Raw genomic sequence first — 15,869 nt, forward strand, 5'->3', positions numbered from 1 at the left:
ATTCCCTTGGACATCTGGTGGGAGATGAATTGCTGATAGCGATCGCTTACCGCCTGCAAGCATGTCTGATACCTATTCATACTCTAGCACGATTGGGCGGTGACGAATTTGGAATTATCCTAGAAAATATCACAGATATCAATATGGCAATTCAAATTGCCGAACAAATTCTGCAACAGCTATCACTCGCTTTTAAGCTGTCCAGATATGAAGTATTTATGAATGCCAGTATTGGAATTAGTTGGGGTAATAAAGATTACGATCACCCTGAATATTTGCTGCGGGATGCTGATACGGCAATGTATCGGGCTAAGGCTCAAGGAAGAGGCAAATATCACGTTTTCAATCCAGCGATGCATCAGGAAGCTATTCAGCTTTTAGAATTAGAAAATGATCTACGAAGGGCTGTTGAAAGACAAGAATTCCTTGTTTACTATCAGCCAATTGTTTCCCTGGCTACAGGCAGAATTTCTGGATTTGAAGCCTTGGTGCGCTGGCAACATCCGATTCGCGGTCTGGTTTCTCCCATAGAATTTATTCCTGTGGCAGAAGAAACAGGTTTGATTAATGCCATCAATACTTGGGTATTACAGTCAGCTTGTCATCAACTGAGCATCTGGCAACATTATCCAGTGACACCAGAACCTCTAACTATGAGTGTCAATTTGAGCGCACGCTTATTTTTACAGCCTAATTTAGTAGAGCAAATTGATCGAATAATTTATGAAAATAAAATAAATCCTGCATACTTAGAATTAGAAATTACAGAAAGTGTAATTATGGAAAATACTAATGCTATTGAAATAATTCTTCAACAACTAAAGCAGCGCCAAATCAAGTTGATTATGGATGATTTTGGTACAGGATATTCCTCCTTGAGTTACCTGCACAGCTTTCCTTTAGATGCACTCAAAATTGATAAATCTTTCGTTAAACGTATGCAAGAAAACAAAGAGAATATGGGACTAGTACCAGCAATGATTGGCATTGCCAACTCAATGGGAATGAGTGCGATCGCTGAAGGTGTCGAAACACAAGAACAGCTAGCCCAGTTGAGAAGTTTAAACTGTAATTTTGCTCAAGGATATCTGTTTTCTAAACCCATAGAACAACAATTGGTTATTAAGTTCCTTGCTGCATCACCTCAATGGTAACTATCAAATAACACCTGGAAAAATTTCATTGTTGACGCTCGGCTAGATAATCTGGCTCTATTATCTACTATACTGCTGTAACCGGGCTATCAAGTTCGCAAAGTTCCTAATTGACCAAAGAGGCAGGGGAGCAGGGAGCAGGGGATAAGATGCTATAATTTCCCAGCAATCGAGCGTTTCAAAGCAAATAAATTTATTTATGCTTAATGTTAAATATTTATTTCGAGATGCATAGCACAATAAATAATGCGTCCAAGCTTTCAGAGCAACTAAACTTGGATTATAGGATTCCTATTTGATTTTTGAATAAACACCGTACACCTCGAAAAGCCTGATTCCCTACTCCCTACTCCCTATTCCCTACTCCCCGCCTACGCAAATAATTTCAAAAATCAAAGCGAATTACTATATTTCAAATAAGCATTTAGGATTTTCAATTATTACAAATATAGCTTTTTATATATAATGCATTTAAATCAAACTAACCATCATAAAAAAAATATTTTAGTAGTCGATGATACGCCAGATAATTTGCGGCTTTTATCGGCGATGTTGACTGCACAAGGTTTTGAAGTTCGCAAAGCCTTAAACGGTAAAATGGCACTAACTGCTTGCCAAATGGTTTTACCAGATTTGATTTTGCTGGATATCAATATGCCAGATATGGATGGCTATCAAGTTTGTCAACAGCTGAAAGCTGATGAGAAAACTTGTGAAGTCCCAGTAATTTTTATTAGCGCCCTAGATGATGTTGTAGATAAGGTAAAAGCCTTTGATGTTGGTGGTGTAGATTATATTGCAAAACCTTTTCATGGGGCAGAGGTTGTGTTGCGAATTGAAAATCAGATCAATTTACGTTTGCTGCAAGTTAAACTGCAAGAAAAAAACTTTTTACTCCAACAGGCTCTTGACGAATTGAAAGCATCTCAAGTTAAACAGATTCAGAACGAAAAGATGGTAGCGCTGGGACAGTTAGTGGCTGGGCTTGCTCATGAGATTAATAACCCTATCAGTTTTATTTATGGGAATCTCCAATATGCTGGTCAATATGTGCAAGACCTAATTAATCTGATTGAAGCTTATCAACAGGAATATCCTAAAGCCACACCAAAAATTCAGCAAATAGCCAAAGATATAGACTTGAATTTTCTAATTACGGATCTGCAAAACCTCATAAGTGCAATGTATAGAGGATCTGATCGCATTCAGGAAATTGTACTAGCGCTACAACAATTTTCTCGCCATGATGAAGCAGAGATGAAGCGGGTAAATATCCATGAAGACATTGAAAACACTTTGGTGATGTTACAACATAGACTCAGGGAAACAGCAGATCGTCCCGCAATTGTTGTAGTGAAAGATTATGGTAACTTGCCCCTAGTCACTTGTTATACGAGTGAATTAAACCAAGTATTTATGCATCTGTTGAATAATGCTATTGATGCAATAGAAGGGGGAGTGGGGAATGGGGAGTGGGGAGTGGGGAATCAATTTTTAGAAGAGGGAGTGAGGAATGGGGAATGGGGAGTGAGGAAGCAATCTTCTACTCCTTACTCCCTACTCCCGTTCGGCTACGCTCACGGCAAGCCTACTCCCCAAATTCGGATTCACACAGAGGTGACAGACTTGAATATGGTCAAAATTGCGATCGCAGATAATGGCCCTGGTATTGAAGAGTCGTTGCGATCGCGTTTATTTGACCCATTTTTTACCACAAAACCTGTGGGCAAAGGTAGTGGGCTAGGATTATCTATTAGTTATCAGATTATTGTCCAAAAACACCGAGGAAATATTACCTGCACTTCTTCTGTTGGGCAAGGAGCAGAATTTGCGATCGAAATTCCCATCGAGCAACAAGAGCGTTAGCCAACAGCAAACTCGGTAAATTGTCGTTTGAAGGGAGAATGAAAAGCCAATACAATATCTTGTTTAGGTACACCTAAATTAGTAAGCTCATTGGCAATACCTCCTTCAGTACCATCGTGCTGAATCCAAATTTTTTCGTTTTTAATATCTAAATGTAAAACACAGCCATATACACGACGTTTGTTTGACCAGCCTGCATGAACAAGTTGATAGCGATGACGCTCGTTATCAAAAATTACTTCGGCTTCGACTTCTTCGTTACTAGACCTAATTTGACTGTAAGCCTGTAACAATTCTTGAATTATTTGACGGTATTGTTCTACTTTTGCCATTTGACGATCATCTCCTCTTCTGGGTCGAAAATAATCAGTCGAACTTTGTAACGTTGGATTAACAAGCGCTTTGACTTTTGACTTTTGACTTCCCCGAAGGGGTTGACTGCTGTCTAAATAGGTTATATTGCGACAAAAAATTAATATTTATTTAAATATGGTCGTGAAACCCAACAAAGGCTTAAAAACTTAAGTCCTCAAATTAATCTTGGCACAACTACCAGCTTTAGTAAGGTTTCTTGAGATAAAAAGTAGGTATAGCAATCCGATTTGATTTCTGAACTTCTTTGTGTAGGCAGGGAGTAGGGAGTAGGGAGTAGGGAGTAGGGAATCAGCCTTTTCGAGTTGAGGGCGAGTTATTTCAAAAATCAAATAGGAGTCCTATAGGTAGTGCTGAGATTTCAAGGTTTTTTGAGGATTACACTTTTCAGGAACTGGTTAAAGGATTAGGCGTCTACAGTGAAGAGTCATTGGGGCATTGGGCATTGAAAAGAGGCAGAAGGACGGGGTGCTGCTCTTGCTGAGGGCAAAACTCTTCTCCCCTGCCCCCTGCCCCTTGTCCCTTTGCTTCCAACCTCCCGTATGCTTACCCTTTTCATTCGGGGGTTACGTGGTTAACAATGGGTTGAATGTTTTTTAAATGATTCAACTTTATGGCTAGAACTCCAAATGAATATGCCGTATACCTCCTACTGGAAAGCGGCCACCGAGAAGAAGTACGTTTTCCTACTATTCAAGAGTTTCAGAAGTGGTATAGCGGCGAACTTGTGCCAAAATCTGCTTCAAATGACTTTATTAGCGTGCCGATCAAAAATATTCAAGGGGAATATATGGTAGTAAGACCTTCCCGAGTTGTGGCAATCCGAGTAGAACCCGTTTTTAGTTCTAGTGTTGAAAGATTCAACTAAATGATGAGAAAAACCTTTGCTTTGCTTTCCTTAAGTCTGGGAATTGCCCTTGTAAACCCTCTCTGGTCGGCTGTTGCTCAGGTTCCTAACTTCCTGCCGTTGCCAGTACCCATAACTCCTGATCTTCCACCTCAGCCAGTACCAATTACTCCTGAGATAACGCCACCGCTAAAACTAATCGCTATTGGAACCAATTGTACCTTCCAGCAGAATTGCTTGGGTTTGGATGACCAAATTTGGGGTCAAAGGGGTAAGATAGGCGATCGCAACGCATTGTTGGCTTCTATTGATAACAGTTTGCTTTACCTAACAAAGAGTGAGGCGATCGCAGCATATCAATATTATCCGATGAAGGAAATTACCCTTGATCGCGTCTTGAGAAGTTTGCTACGCTTCCGCCAACTGGTTATCAGTTCTAAGTCAGCAGCGCAATTACAAGCTGCTGTCAGCCGAGAGTTTGTCTTTTACCAGTCTGTGGGCAATGATGGCAAGGGTACTGTCAAGTTCACTGCTTACTACGAACCTGTTTACACCGCCAGCCGTGTTAGGACTGCAATATATAAATATCCTCTTTATCGGCTACCACCTGATTTTAGCCAATGGCGAAAACCCCACCCAAATCGAATTGATTTGGAAGGGAAGGATGGTTTAAAAGGGAATAAGAGCAAATTGCGCGGTTTAGAACTGCTTTGGTTCCGCGATCGCTTAGACGCATACATGGTACATATCCAAGGTTCTGCCCAAATTAAATTAACTAATGGCAAGACAACATCAGTTGGCTATGCAGGTGGAACTGATTACCCTTGGACTAGTATCGGCAAAGAACTAGCCAAAGATGGCAAACTTCCACTAGCAGGATTGACAATGCCACGGATGACTGCTTTCTTCCGACAAAAGCCTCACGAGTTGAGTAATTATCTGCCCCGCTGGGAACGATTTATTTTCTTCCAAGAAACAAACGGTAGACCAGCTACTGGTAGTATTCATGTGCCAGTAATAGCAGAACGTTCCATTGCTACAGATAAGTCTCTCATGCCACCGGGAGCGCTAGCGCTGATTTACAACTCATTTCCCTATCCTGCTGGTGGTGGCAAACTAGAGAGGCGTACTGTCAGCCGCTTTGTGCTTGATCAAGATACAGGAAGCGCCATCAAAGGCCCAGGCCGGGTAGATTATTTCATGGGGTCTGGTAAACTAGCAGGCGATCGCGCTGGCGTCACAGGCGGTAATGGTTCACTATATTATTTGCTGCTTAAAGAATAGGGAATAGGGAATAGAGAATAGGGAATAGGGAATAGGGAATAGGGAATAGGGAATAGGGAATAGGGAATAGGGAATAGGGAATAGGGAATAGGGAATAGGGAATAGTTTTCCCAGCCCCCATTCCCCACTCCCCACTCCCCACTCCCCACTCCCACCTAATACGGCGGATAAGCAAAATCATCTTCATCAGCATAAACGTAAGAGTTGGAAACTCCTGCTATTGCCAATTTAGGCGTTTCTGATTTTACAGGTTCCTTCCCAAAATCTTTGTATTCTTCAAAAGTCTTACAAATCATTGCAGACTCAAGAGAATCGGAAGCAATTAAGTATTCTGTTAAAGTCTTTACCGTAGGATGTTTGTAGTCTACAGTTGAAGCTACCAGAACTGTATTTGGTTCAATACCTCTTTCTTCACACTCAATTATTGGGCAAAAAATCCCGTGAGCGTGGAACAAAGGGCCTTTTGGTGTCAAGGGTTGCTTGCGGTAAACAGCATAAGCTTTTTCTAGTTCAGCGACGAATCCACTAACTACTTTGCCTTGTTGATATTCGCAGTAGGTTTTGCTGAAACTCGCTCCGGCGGCACCATTAAGAGTTAGTTGTAGTGGTGATTCATGTAAAAACTTTTTATTCTCTCCCACTAGAAAAATTAAATAGCGAGTAAAGGTTTTAAATTTAAGCTTATCGGCTAAAAAAGCATCATAATTCTCTTTGAGCGTACCCAGTTTTAAACCACTTTCCCGGTCTTTGACAGACAATGGTCCCCGACGCACTATAACCACGCGGGGAGTAGCAGTAATAAAGACCGTTTCGACTCCAGAGGTAAATTCATGCTCCACTTGCTGCCAATTATCATCTGGCACAAAGCCGACAGCATTGGCATTATCCAGCTTAATTGCCAAACCGTGGGATTGCATACCATCTGTGCCATACCGAGGATTAATCATCTGACACCAGGGAAGGACTTGAGAAGGCGGTGCATTAAATTTCTCGTCTTCAAAGTCGAAATTAGCAGATGCTTTCATCGTTTTAGGCTATCAAAGTGTTTTATTGAACAAGTTTATCGGCAGGGCGCCCAGGAAAGGAGAGCCAGAAGCAGAGCTTTGGTACGAGCGTCACCCGTCCCTTGCGCGTCACCTTCAAAAGAAGGGCGAACGTGCCGTCAAACTGGCGTAGTAGTTTTTCCACATTAAGGCAGAATCAATCTATGTTGCAATTCCTGTTTCGTTTTGTAACAACAGATCCTCATCGAATTTCATAAACCAAAAGACGGGTAAACCCATCTGCGTTGGCGCAGCCCGCACTTCGGCTGCGCTCAGTGACCGCCGCAGGCATCGCCACATTTGCCGCTCTTAAACTCTCTTAACATTTCTTTTATAAAAGCAGAGTTTAAGTAGGTAGACAATAAAAGACCAAACTGTGTGAAGATAAGCAAGTAAATGGGCGTAAAAAAACTAAACTATATTAATAAAAATGTGGACATGAGTCAGTTTTAACAACTGTGATGTTATTTGTAGTTTTTTGTCTATTTCAGCAATTAAGCAAAATCGGTGCATCAGATGTTACCTGTCCACCCTGGAAATTAACTACGATTGGTGGTGACTTTGCTTGTTCAAATCTAAACTGTTTTAGGAGCGATCGCCTTGTGAGTCGAGTCATCGTCTATAACTGCTGAAATGCTTGCCATATATACATTTTAGCAGTTTTTTACTCCGCTTTTTCCCTTTGTGAGAAATCCGGGTTCAGGAGTCAGAATCAAGACGCTCGTTCCGACGCTCGTTTTTCGCTAACGCTGCGCTATCAGTCGGGGATTCAGACCCGCGACTGATTAAATCAGTGAACAGTTATCAGTTATCAGTTATCAGTCTAGATGCTCCAAATTTTGCTGCCTATTAATTTAATTGTCAACCAGCTTTTTTCACCTTGATAACCCAGGTTACTTTGGCAGAATACCTATTTCTATCGTTCTGATTAGATTTTTAATTAAAGCTTAATTGCAATCATCTAAGTATTAATAATACTGAAGAACGCCTTAACCTAAATTTGTACTAATTTTAACTTAATCTTTGCTTACGCTGTATGTCTTAGTAAGAAGATTATGTAGTAACTATGGTAAAATACAGTATTCCCATCGGGATTTAGATGTATTACTACCATTAGTCCAGAGTTAAAAGCCAAATTGGAGGTTCTTACAAGTTGCTGTTTACTGCATTAAGGATTGTAGATTCATGAAACTGCAACTCATCCAATTACATATACTCTGAGCCAAATTAACTGGAGTCTAGACCCATGAAATGCATAGATGATGCAAGCATCATAGAAAATCAGGTGTCTACGCCTACAGCATAAAATTTGCATATTTTTTGTGGAGTTTTCTTAACTTACTTGAGGAGTACAAATGCTTGAGGCTATCGCTGTTGCTTGGTTATTACTGTTTTTTGGCGATTTTTTATCTACATTCTTTTACCACGTACCCGAGCACGTTTTTGGTAGCCTACATTTAAAAACGCACCACTCCTGGAAAAAGGACTTCCGCCACTACGCTATTTTGACTTTTAATCCCCAGGTTCTTTTAGATGGTATCTTGGGAGCTTTGCCTTATGTACTTATAGCAGTAGTCTTGTGGTCTTTCTCTCCCATCGGCGTTATCTCTGGATTACTGCTTGGTCAGTTTCATGTATGGTGGAGACACATAAGTGTACTGGGTTGGCAAACTCCAAAGCCTGTCAATATTTTATGCCAAATTCTATTTATTACTACTCCTGAGAGACACTGGTTACACCATCACAAAACTAATTTGGGTTTCGGTGATATTTTCACCTTCTTTGAACAACCTGCACAAGTGTGGTTACGCTGGCTTCGGCTACTTAGACTTCGTTTTCGCTACTCTCGGATCTAACTGAAGCTAGCGCTTACCTAAATACTTTTTAAAGTTAGCAAAAAAAGCTGCGATCGCAACTGGTAAAAACTGAGACAATGCCTGTCTTGGAAAACTTAGCGACAGAGGTGGCAGATAAAATTTCTCTGATTTAATCTTTCTGGGTTTACATCTAAAACGATACATTTAGATGGGTTTTCGCTGTTTTTAATTTGCAATTACCCGTGGTCGATTACGCGATCGCTTCCGGTACAATACTTAGTTAAGCGGGTGATAGACCTGCTGTTTTTTTAATATTCAATTGTCAAAAATGCCTTTTACTTATAACCGCACGGTTCGTTTTCAAGATACTGATGCTGCTGGGGTAGTTTATTTTGCTAATGTTTTGGGTATTTGCCATGAAGCTTATGAAGAATCTCTAGAAGCATCAAGTATTAATCTCAAAGATTTTTTTACTAATCCATCTGTAGCTTTCCCCATTGTTCATGCTAGTGTCGATTTTTTGCGCCCTATGTTTGGAGGGGATAAGTTGCTGATTAGTTTAATTCTTCAAAAAATAGGTGGTGATAAGTTTGAAATTACTTACGAAATTACAGTGGCTGAGGTGGTAGTTGCTAAGGCTATTACTAGGCATGTTTGTATTGATGCAAGTAGTAGAAGTAAGCAGGAATTACCTGATGAGATAGTTCAGTGGTTGGAAACGAACCGCCCAGACGCACAGAAGCCAGTGCGTTGCGGTGAATCCAGCGCTGTAGGCGGGTTTCCCGCCGTAGGCGACTGGTGTTAGCGTAGCGGTAGCGACGTAGGAGCGTCACCCGAAGGGGGGTTCCCCCCGTTGAAGCAACTGGCGCGGCGCAGAGAGAAGAAAGTCGAGAGAGATTATGTGATCAGATTTTGTAGGAATTCTGTGGCTATTTGCTGTAACTCTTGGCGGTTAATTTTACCTTGAGAGTTGCGGGGTAAATTTTGCTGAGGAATCCAATATTTTGGAATTTTAAATTTGCTGAGTTTGTCTTTGAGTAAGGTTTGGATTTTTAAGGCAGAGGTATTTGATTTTTTGGGAATATAAATTGCTGTTAAAGCTTGTCCCCAATGTTTATCTGGGATGCCGATTACACAAATATCGGCAACCAATTGAGTTGCTTGTATAGCTGATTCAATCTCTGCTGGGTAAATATTTTCTCCACCTGTAATAATTTTATCGCTGTTACGTCCGACAATATTTAAATGACCTTGCTCGTCTAAAAAGCCTAAATCATCTACTTGGAAATCAGCTTGATTTTCTCTGGTTATAGGATAGTAGCCCTTGGCTAAAGATTGAGCCTGAATGGTGATATTTCCGATTTGATTGTAATTCAAAATCTCGCCTTGCTGATTGCGAATAGTTACTTTTGCATGGGGAAGAATTTGACCATTGCTAATTTTACCGACGAGAAAATCATCTGGTTTGAGGGTAGCAATTTGAGAGGCGGTTTCTGTCATGCCATAAGTAGGCGCTAACCGGATGCGATGAAATCTGGCTTTTTCTAATAGTTCGTTCCATGCTGGCGCACCTCCCAGAAATACAGTATTAAATTGGGATAGCCATTCAGTTAATTCTGAGTTTTGTAGGAGTCTTTGTAACTGCGTCGGAACTAAAGATATTAAAAATTCTGATTGTTTAATATTGAATATTTGACCTGTTTCTACTGCTTTGAATGGCAGAATAGCCAGTTTACCTCCAGTGGTGAAAGAGCGCATAAATTGCATTAAACCGCTAACGTGATATAGCGGTAATACACAAAAAGAATTGACTTGTTTTAGTTGAAAGTATTCTGTAAATCCTTGTACAGATGCGATAAGAGTTTCCCAAGTATGGATGGCAAATTTAATCTGCCCCGATGAACCACCTGTGGGAATCAGGATGAGTGGGGAGTGGGGAGTGGGGAGTGGGGAGTGGGGGGATGAGGGGGATGAGGGAGATGAGGGGGATATGATAGTAATTTCTTCGCAATTCCGATTTCCTATTCCCCATTCCCTATTCCCTACTCCCCACTCCCTATTCCCCACTCCCCAAATAATATCTGGTTTTACTAAGTCAAAGACTTGCTGCCATTCTTGTGTTCCCCAGTCGGGGTTACAAAGAAAAACTGAACAATTAGCTGCACAAGCGGCAATAAAACTTGCTAAAAATCGTAATGGTTCGCGTTCGGCTAAGATGATTTTTGGTGGTATTCCATACGCTGATAATTGTGTTAGTTCTAAATATAATTCTTGAGCTATTTGATTAAATTGACAGATGTTATAACCGATAAGCCAATCATTTTGAGCCTGGTTATTAAGATAGTTTAAAGGTCGTTCCATAGACTTTGAAGCCACGTTTCTTCTTGTTCAAAAAAATGGTCAATGCCAAAACCAACTGCCCTATTGTTTCGGGATAATTCCGCCGCTAGCTGGAGTGCTGTAAGTCTACCGATCGCAGTTTCAAATACTGATGAAAATACAGTATCAATTTTATGCTGGTGGCAAAACTTTCTCAGACGAGATGGCGATCCAACTATCCCAGGCTTGATCACAAAAATCCCTCGCCAACCTTGTTGATAACAAGCGGCGAGTTGCCTAAGTGTGGCGACAGATTCATCTATTGCGATCGCAGTTTCATAACTCAAACTCAATTCCAACATTCCCTGAAATTGCTCAACAGGTAACGGTTGTTCGATAAATTCAATTTCTAGGGGTAGTTCTCCATTTGCCTTGAAATTATCGCAAGTCCGCAACCATAAGTTAGCTTCTTCATAGCTGAGTCCACCGTTGGCATCTAATCGTAGTTTGGTAAAGGCTGGTAAGGTGTCTATCAGTGACTCAAAAATTTCTAGTTCATCAGCGATCGCATACACACCAATTTTCCACTTAAACGTGTGATATCCCTGCTCCCACAAAGTTTCCCATTGATTTAAAGCCGCTTCCCCGGCTGGTAATAAAGCACTGTAGAAGAGTGAGTTAGGAGTTAGGAGTGAGGAGTTAGGAGTTAGGAGTGAGGAGTTAGGAGTTAGGAGTGAGGAGTTAGGAGTTAGGAGTGAGGAGTTAGGAGTTAGGAGTGAGGAGTGAGGAGTTATAAAATTATCTCCCTCATCTCCCTCATCCCCCTCATCCCCCTCATCCCCCCCACTCCCCACTCCCCACTCCCCACTCCCCCAATCCCAAGCTGACTCAAAGCCAAATTGACAAGCAGGTAACTCATCTGGGATGGAGAAAATTATCTCGTCTGTGATTTCTCCTGGAAGTTGGCGACAAAAATCTAAGGCTTGTTCTAGGGTTTCGGAACCAAACCAGCTAATGGGGGCAATTTCTCCCCAGCCGATTTTACCTGATTCATCGGTAAGCCGGAGGATAATCCCCTCACGAATATCCCAACTACCATGATTGGTAGTTAGCGATTGCACAAATCTTCGCTGATAAGCACGAAATTCAAATCTGTAGCCATTAGTCATTAGTCATTCTCCCTCTGCCCCAATGCCCAATGCCCAATGCCCAATGCCCAATGCCCAATGCCCAATGCCCAATGCCCAATGCCATTAAATCATAAATCCTAGTCCAAGCAGCAAGCAAGCCCAGAAATGCACGGCTACAGCGATGAATTTACAGTTACTAACTTTGTCTGGCTGGTTGTGATTTTGTTGAACGTGGCGGCATAATTTGATAGCAAACGGTAAACTTACCCAACTCAATAACGTCCACGGTGGAGAAATTCGCAATAGCACAAACAGCAAGGTGAGGGGATAAATGCTACCAGTAAACCAAACTAGGAGTTGGGCCCCTTTTGCTGTTCCTAGACGGACGATAGGCGATCGCTTGCCTGCGGCTATGTCATCCTTAACTTGGTGAAAGTGTGAGCAAAACAAAATTAAGGTTGTGGCAATTCCGACAATGACTGAGACTGCTAAACTTGTCATTGACCAAGTTTGGGTTTGGCTGTAGTATGCTGCCTCCACTGCTAAGGGGCCAAAGGCAAAAAAGCAAAGAATCTCGCCTAAACCCTGATATCCTAAGCGAAAGGGAGGCCCTTGGTACATATAGCCTAAACCACAGCACAGCAGAATGATGCCGATAACAGTTAGGTCTTGTTGCCAAAGAGCGATCGCTAGTATGCCCAGCAACCCCAAACCTAAACACAAATTTCCTATCCAAAATATTAATGGCTTATTGTCTGTTAAGTTCACCAGAGAATGGTGCTTATTTTGATCGATACCTGTTTCGGAATCAAAGACATCATTACTGATATTTTCCCAGGCAAGAATTAAGATTGCCGCAGCTACAAAAGTAGAAAATACTGCACCATTAAAAATTTTAGTTTCGGCAAATGCTACTGCTGTTCCTACCCAAATGGGCATAATGGCAACACTGTACATTGGCGGTTTAATCGCTGCCATCCATAACTTAGTGTTGGGATATAAAAGCTGCTTGGTTGTCATTAGTCGTGATTAATTAAATTGCCGGAAAATTACTTACACTTGAGATTTTATAATTTAAAGAGACGCTAGATATTCATAAGCTAAAAACAATTGCCACTTTGACTGTGGCTCCTTAACCTTGTGTTGTTAACACTCCACTCTCACGTTCGAGCCTTGGGCTGGAACTGGCTTGTCAGGGTCTGGGAACACCAGAAACAACGCAAATCCTACGCTGGTGAAATGATAACTTAATATGTTACCTGTAGAAATACGACCACGATTAATTACACTTTAGGAAGTTAACTTAAAAAAAATTTACTATAGATCCATGACAGTTTCACCATGTCGTAGCAACCTCTTTGTACACAAAGATTTATATCAATTTTTGGTAGCAGTGCAAGAAAAGTGCGTCAAAAGTAATTGCAGGCAAATTGTCAGTATCTCTCAAGAGATCGATTTAGTTGACCCTTTACTTGTATTAGATAAACTAACACAAGCAAATGAAATAAATTTTTACTTTGAGGACAAAGGTAAAGGAGAAGCGATCGCAGCAATTGATTCTGTAGCAAAATTACAGATTGATGGTGCAGATCGTTTTACTCAAGCTGAATATTTTATCAAATCTTGTCTAAAAAATATAATTAATTTTGGTAACGCTAACCAAGGTTTTTCTGGGCCTCACTTTTTTTGTTATTTCAGCTTTTTTGATAAAAATACCCAAGTAGATTATCCGTTTCCATCTGCTACCATTTTTCTTCCACGTTGGCAAGTAGCTGTTAAAAATCAGCGTTACATATTAGTAACAAATATAATTATCAATAAAAGTGTAAATATTCAAAGGTTATTGGAGAACCTGCAAAATAAAATTGAATTTATCCAATCTTTAGAATATTACTCTGCTAATATTGATTGTTTTCCAGCAAAGTTATACAAAAAATCTGTCACAAATGCTACTGGGTTTAAAGGTTCAGTAGTATCTGCTTTAGAAAAAATTAAGTCTAGTCATTTAAGCAAGATTGTCCTCGCAGATATATTAGATGTAAAATCAAGCAACCACTTTGATTTAGTTAAATCCTTAAATAATCTTAGACAAATACATCCTAATTGTTATATTTTTGCTACAAGCAATGGCAAAGGACAAAACTTTATTGGTGCAAGTCCAGAAAGATTAATTAGTATTAATAATCAACAGTTAATCACTGATGCTTTAGCTGGTTCTGCACCACGAGGTAAAACCCCTGCTGAAGATGCAGCTAATGCCAATCGCTTACTTAATAGTGAAAAAGAAAAACACGAACATTCACTGGTGCTTGATTTCATTACACAACGCCTATGCCAGCTAGGTTTATTACCCCAAATATTAGCACCACGGCTACGACAATTATCGAATATCCAGCATTTATGGACACCAATCAGTGCTATGGTTCCAGCTAACATACATCCATTAAAGATTGTCGCCCAATTGCATCCTACACCAGCCGTTGCTGGTGCAGCACGAGATGTTGCTTGTGCGGAAATTCGGCGTTATGAAAACTTTGAAAGAGGTTTGTATGCTGCGCCTCTGGGTTGGATAGATTCTCAGGGGAACTGCGAGTTTATTGTGGGAATTCGTTCAGCATTAATTGATGGCGATCGCGCGAGATTGTATGCTGGTGCTGGTATCGTTGCTGGTTCTGATCCCGACAAAGAGTTTGCAGAAGTGCAGCTGAAACTTCAGGCGTTACTGAAAGCGTTAGTTTAAAGTTAATTACTAATCTAGTATGTCAGCTAAAGATATTTACCACGATTCTGTTAGAAACGCCCTTGAAAAAGAAAGTTGGCACATTACCAATGATCCATTTATCTTAAGATGGGGTGCAAGAGATTTATATATTGATTTAGGTGCCCAAAAGCTAATAGCAGCAGAGAAAAGGGGGCATAAAATAGCAGTAGAAGTTAAAAGCTTTATTGGTGCTTCTCCGGTAACCGATTTAGAAAAGGCTCTGGGACAATATATTTTATACTACGATATTCTAAGTCGCTTAGAACCAGACCGCCGCTTGTATCTTGCTATTCGTCAACAAACATACTCAGAATTGTTCCAAGAACCAATTGGTAAGATATTGATAGAAAATCAGCGTCTTTGTTTACTCGTCTTCGATTCAGAACTAGAGGTGATTATAGAATGGATACCTTAGCTAATTATCGTAAAATAATTGAAAAAATATTAGCCGAATATGCCCAACTTGCCTACGCTTATGGAGAACTAGAAAGACAGCTAATTATTGATGAAAATGCAAACCATTACCTACTACTCACACTTGGCTGGGAAAACAAACAACGGGTACATGGGTGTCTTGTCCACATTGATATTATCAACGATAAAATTTGGATTCAAAGAGATGGTACCGAAGATGGTATTGCTAACGAATTCCTCAGTGCCGGTATTCCTAAAGATCACATCGTTCTAGCCTTTCAACCTGCCGAAATAAGAAAGTATACTGATTTTGCTGTTACATAAATTTTAAATCTGGCGATCGCGCGAGATTGTATGCTGGTGCTGGTATCGTTGCTGGTTCTGATCCTGACAAGGAGTTTGCAGAGGTACAGCTTAAACTTCAGGCGTTACTTAAAGCATTAGTTTAAATAAAGTAACTAAAATGCAAAGATGTGGGGCAATTTCCACATTTTTACTCATTTGTCACCACTATTTTTAATGTGTTGACGCAAGACAGAATTGATGAGTGTTTTGTATTCGACACTTTGGGATTGAAACCAAGCTATCACATCTGGATCAATCTGAATTAAGTTCCGTGCTTGAGTTGCTGGTAATCTCAATATTGCCTTATCGAAAAACTCATCGTTTAACGGCGGAATATCAGAATAATCAATGTCGTCATCTGACATCGATTCCAATGCTTCCCAATTAGTATGTGAGATATTGTTCAAATCGTTGGCGCTCATATCGATTTGTCCTTCGTGCTGAAATAATTCGGATGACATCACTTTGCCGTTCTGTCCAGATGACGATCGCTACACCGTTACCGAGAAAACCGATA

General features: G+C 40.6%; 19 protein-coding genes. 10 read left to right on the top strand and 9 right to left on the bottom strand.

Translation table 11 applies throughout. From position 1 onward, the window contains the following. Nucleotides 1–1,154, top strand: a 1,154-nt coding sequence (locus LC574_RS03445) for a bifunctional diguanylate cyclase/phosphodiesterase (RefSeq protein ID WP_229451503.1), incomplete at its 5' end; no start/stop codon positions are given. A 465-nt stretch (nt 1,155–1,619) separates the two neighbouring features. Continuing rightward, nucleotides 1,620–3,020 carry a response regulator gene (locus LC574_RS03450; RefSeq protein WP_229451504.1) on the top strand — a complete coding sequence of 467 codons (1,401 nt, stop codon included), beginning with the start codon at nt 1,620–1,622 and terminating at the stop codon, nt 3,018–3,020. On the opposite strand, the gene LC574_RS03455 is transcribed toward LC574_RS03450, so the two are convergent. Then, complete coding sequence (locus LC574_RS03455) at nt 3,017–3,352, bottom strand: XisI protein (RefSeq protein WP_229451505.1); 336 nt, start codon at nt 3,350–3,352, stop codon at nt 3,017–3,019. The genes LC574_RS03450 and LC574_RS03455 overlap by 4 nt on opposite strands. Nucleotides 3,353–4,005: 653 nt before the next feature. Between LC574_RS03455 and LC574_RS03460 the strand changes: the two genes are divergently transcribed. After that, on the top strand, nt 4,006–4,260 hold the full coding sequence (locus LC574_RS03460) for a hypothetical protein (protein ID WP_109010830.1): 255 nt from the start codon (nt 4,006–4,008) through the stop codon (nt 4,258–4,260). A 3-nt stretch (nt 4,261–4,263) separates the two neighbouring features. Continuing rightward, nucleotides 4,264–5,523 (top strand): murein transglycosylase A, encoded by a 1,260-nt coding sequence (locus LC574_RS03465; RefSeq protein WP_229451519.1) that lies wholly within the window; start codon nt 4,264–4,266, stop codon nt 5,521–5,523. On the opposite strand, the gene LC574_RS03470 is transcribed toward LC574_RS03465, so the two are convergent. The 3 genes from LC574_RS03470 to LC574_RS03480 form a co-directional block, all read right to left on the bottom strand. Further along, a complete protein-coding gene (locus tag LC574_RS03470) occupies nt 5,513–5,665 on the bottom strand; it encodes a hypothetical protein (protein WP_229451506.1) in 153 nt (50 codons plus the stop codon). The genes LC574_RS03465 and LC574_RS03470 overlap by 11 nt on opposite strands. Before the next feature lie 13 nt (nt 5,666–5,678). Next, nucleotides 5,679–6,548, bottom strand: a complete 870-nt coding sequence (locus LC574_RS03475) for a DUF5895 domain-containing protein (RefSeq protein WP_229451507.1) — start codon at nt 6,546–6,548, stop codon at nt 5,679–5,681. 505 nt (nt 6,549–7,053) lie between these two features. After that, entirely contained in the window at nt 7,054–7,182 is a 129-nt protein-coding gene (locus LC574_RS03480; protein ID WP_229451508.1) for a transposase, read from the bottom strand. Between the two features lie 739 nt (nt 7,183–7,921). Between LC574_RS03480 and LC574_RS03485 the strand changes: the two genes are divergently transcribed. Next, on the top strand, nt 7,922–8,422 hold the full coding sequence (locus LC574_RS03485) for a fatty acid hydroxylase (protein WP_229451509.1): 501 nt from the start codon (nt 7,922–7,924) through the stop codon (nt 8,420–8,422). Between the two features lie 6 nt (nt 8,423–8,428). Here LC574_RS03485 and LC574_RS03490 read toward each other — a convergent pair whose 3' ends face one another. Continuing rightward, nucleotides 8,429–8,587, bottom strand: coding sequence for a hypothetical protein (locus LC574_RS03490; protein WP_229451510.1), 159 nt, complete (start codon nt 8,585–8,587; stop codon nt 8,429–8,431). Between the two features lie 124 nt (nt 8,588–8,711). Between LC574_RS03490 and LC574_RS03495 the strand changes: the two genes are divergently transcribed. Then, nucleotides 8,712–9,188, top strand: coding sequence for a thioesterase family protein (locus LC574_RS03495; RefSeq protein WP_229451511.1), 477 nt, complete (start codon nt 8,712–8,714; stop codon nt 9,186–9,188). A gap of 92 nt (nt 9,189–9,280) precedes the next feature. On the opposite strand, the gene LC574_RS03500 is transcribed toward LC574_RS03495, so the two are convergent. The 3 genes from LC574_RS03500 to menA form a co-directional block, all read right to left on the bottom strand. Beyond that, nucleotides 9,281–10,744, bottom strand: a complete 1,464-nt coding sequence (locus LC574_RS03500) for a 2-succinylbenzoate--CoA ligase (RefSeq protein ID WP_229451512.1) — start codon at nt 10,742–10,744, stop codon at nt 9,281–9,283. After that, entirely contained in the window at nt 10,729–11,871 is a 1,143-nt protein-coding gene (locus tag LC574_RS03505; RefSeq protein ID WP_229451513.1) for an o-succinylbenzoate synthase, read from the bottom strand. Before LC574_RS03505 ends, LC574_RS03500 begins: the two co-directional genes overlap by 16 nt. A gap of 84 nt (nt 11,872–11,955) precedes the next feature. Next, entirely contained in the window at nt 11,956–12,852 is an 897-nt protein-coding gene (gene menA / locus LC574_RS03510) for a 2-carboxy-1,4-naphthoquinone phytyltransferase (protein WP_229451514.1), read from the bottom strand. 307 nt (nt 12,853–13,159) lie between these two features. Between menA and LC574_RS03515 the strand changes: the two genes are divergently transcribed. From LC574_RS03515 to LC574_RS03530, 4 genes are read left to right on the top strand one after another with little or no spacing between them, the layout of a single operon-like run. Continuing rightward, complete coding sequence (locus LC574_RS03515) at nt 13,160–14,572, top strand: isochorismate synthase MenF (RefSeq protein ID WP_229451515.1); 1,413 nt, start codon at nt 13,160–13,162, stop codon at nt 14,570–14,572. A gap of 19 nt (nt 14,573–14,591) precedes the next feature. Beyond that, nucleotides 14,592–15,008 (top strand): element excision factor XisH family protein, encoded by a 417-nt coding sequence (locus LC574_RS03520; RefSeq protein WP_229451516.1) that lies wholly within the window; start codon nt 14,592–14,594, stop codon nt 15,006–15,008. Beyond that, entirely contained in the window at nt 14,996–15,331 is a 336-nt protein-coding gene (locus LC574_RS03525; protein ID WP_229451517.1) for a XisI protein, read from the top strand. Before LC574_RS03520 ends, LC574_RS03525 begins: the two co-directional genes overlap by 13 nt. Beyond that, a complete protein-coding gene (locus LC574_RS03530) occupies nt 15,328–15,456 on the top strand; it encodes a chorismate-binding protein (RefSeq protein ID WP_309143415.1) in 129 nt (42 codons plus the stop codon). The genes LC574_RS03525 and LC574_RS03530 overlap by 4 nt, the downstream gene beginning before the upstream one ends. Nucleotides 15,457–15,504: 48 nt before the next feature. On the opposite strand, the gene LC574_RS03535 is transcribed toward LC574_RS03530, so the two are convergent. Beyond that, a complete protein-coding gene (locus tag LC574_RS03535) occupies nt 15,505–15,774 on the bottom strand; it encodes a BrnA antitoxin family protein (protein ID WP_229451518.1) in 270 nt (89 codons plus the stop codon). Between the last annotated feature and the right edge of the window lie 95 nt (nt 15,775–15,869).

The sequence above is a fragment of the Nostoc sp. CHAB 5715 genome (assembly GCF_020829685.1).
Taxonomy (GTDB): domain Bacteria; phylum Cyanobacteriota; class Cyanobacteriia; order Cyanobacteriales; family Nostocaceae; genus Nostoc.

Coding starts and splice junctions, on each gene's coding strand:
- LC574_RS03450 (WP_229451504.1), top strand. CDS start 1,620: ATGCATTTAAATCAAACTAACCATCATAAAAAAAATATTTTAGTAGTC.
- LC574_RS03455 (WP_229451505.1), bottom strand. CDS start 3,352: ATGGCAAAAGTAGAACAATACCGTCAAATAATTCAAGAATTGTTACAG.
- LC574_RS03460 (WP_109010830.1), top strand. CDS start 4,006: ATGGCTAGAACTCCAAATGAATATGCCGTATACCTCCTACTGGAAAGC.
- LC574_RS03465 (WP_229451519.1), top strand. CDS start 4,264: ATGAGAAAAACCTTTGCTTTGCTTTCCTTAAGTCTGGGAATTGCCCTT.
- LC574_RS03475 (WP_229451507.1), bottom strand. CDS start 6,548: ATGAAAGCATCTGCTAATTTCGACTTTGAAGACGAGAAATTTAATGCA.
- LC574_RS03480 (WP_229451508.1), bottom strand. CDS start 7,182: ATGACTCGACTCACAAGGCGATCGCTCCTAAAACAGTTTAGATTTGAA.
- LC574_RS03485 (WP_229451509.1), top strand. CDS start 7,922: ATGCTTGAGGCTATCGCTGTTGCTTGGTTATTACTGTTTTTTGGCGAT.
- LC574_RS03490 (WP_229451510.1), bottom strand. CDS start 8,587: ATGTATCGTTTTAGATGTAAACCCAGAAAGATTAAATCAGAGAAATTT.
- LC574_RS03495 (WP_229451511.1), top strand. CDS start 8,712: ATGCCTTTTACTTATAACCGCACGGTTCGTTTTCAAGATACTGATGCT.
- LC574_RS03500 (WP_229451512.1), bottom strand. CDS start 10,744: ATGGAACGACCTTTAAACTATCTTAATAACCAGGCTCAAAATGATTGG.
- LC574_RS03505 (WP_229451513.1), bottom strand. CDS start 11,871: ATGACTAATGGCTACAGATTTGAATTTCGTGCTTATCAGCGAAGATTT.
- menA (WP_229451514.1), bottom strand. CDS start 12,852: ATGACAACCAAGCAGCTTTTATATCCCAACACTAAGTTATGGATGGCA.
- LC574_RS03515 (WP_229451515.1), top strand. CDS start 13,160: ATGACAGTTTCACCATGTCGTAGCAACCTCTTTGTACACAAAGATTTA.
- LC574_RS03520 (WP_229451516.1), top strand. CDS start 14,592: ATGTCAGCTAAAGATATTTACCACGATTCTGTTAGAAACGCCCTTGAA.
- LC574_RS03525 (WP_229451517.1), top strand. CDS start 14,996: ATGGATACCTTAGCTAATTATCGTAAAATAATTGAAAAAATATTAGCC.
- LC574_RS03535 (WP_229451518.1), bottom strand. CDS start 15,774: ATGAGCGCCAACGATTTGAACAATATCTCACATACTAATTGGGAAGCA.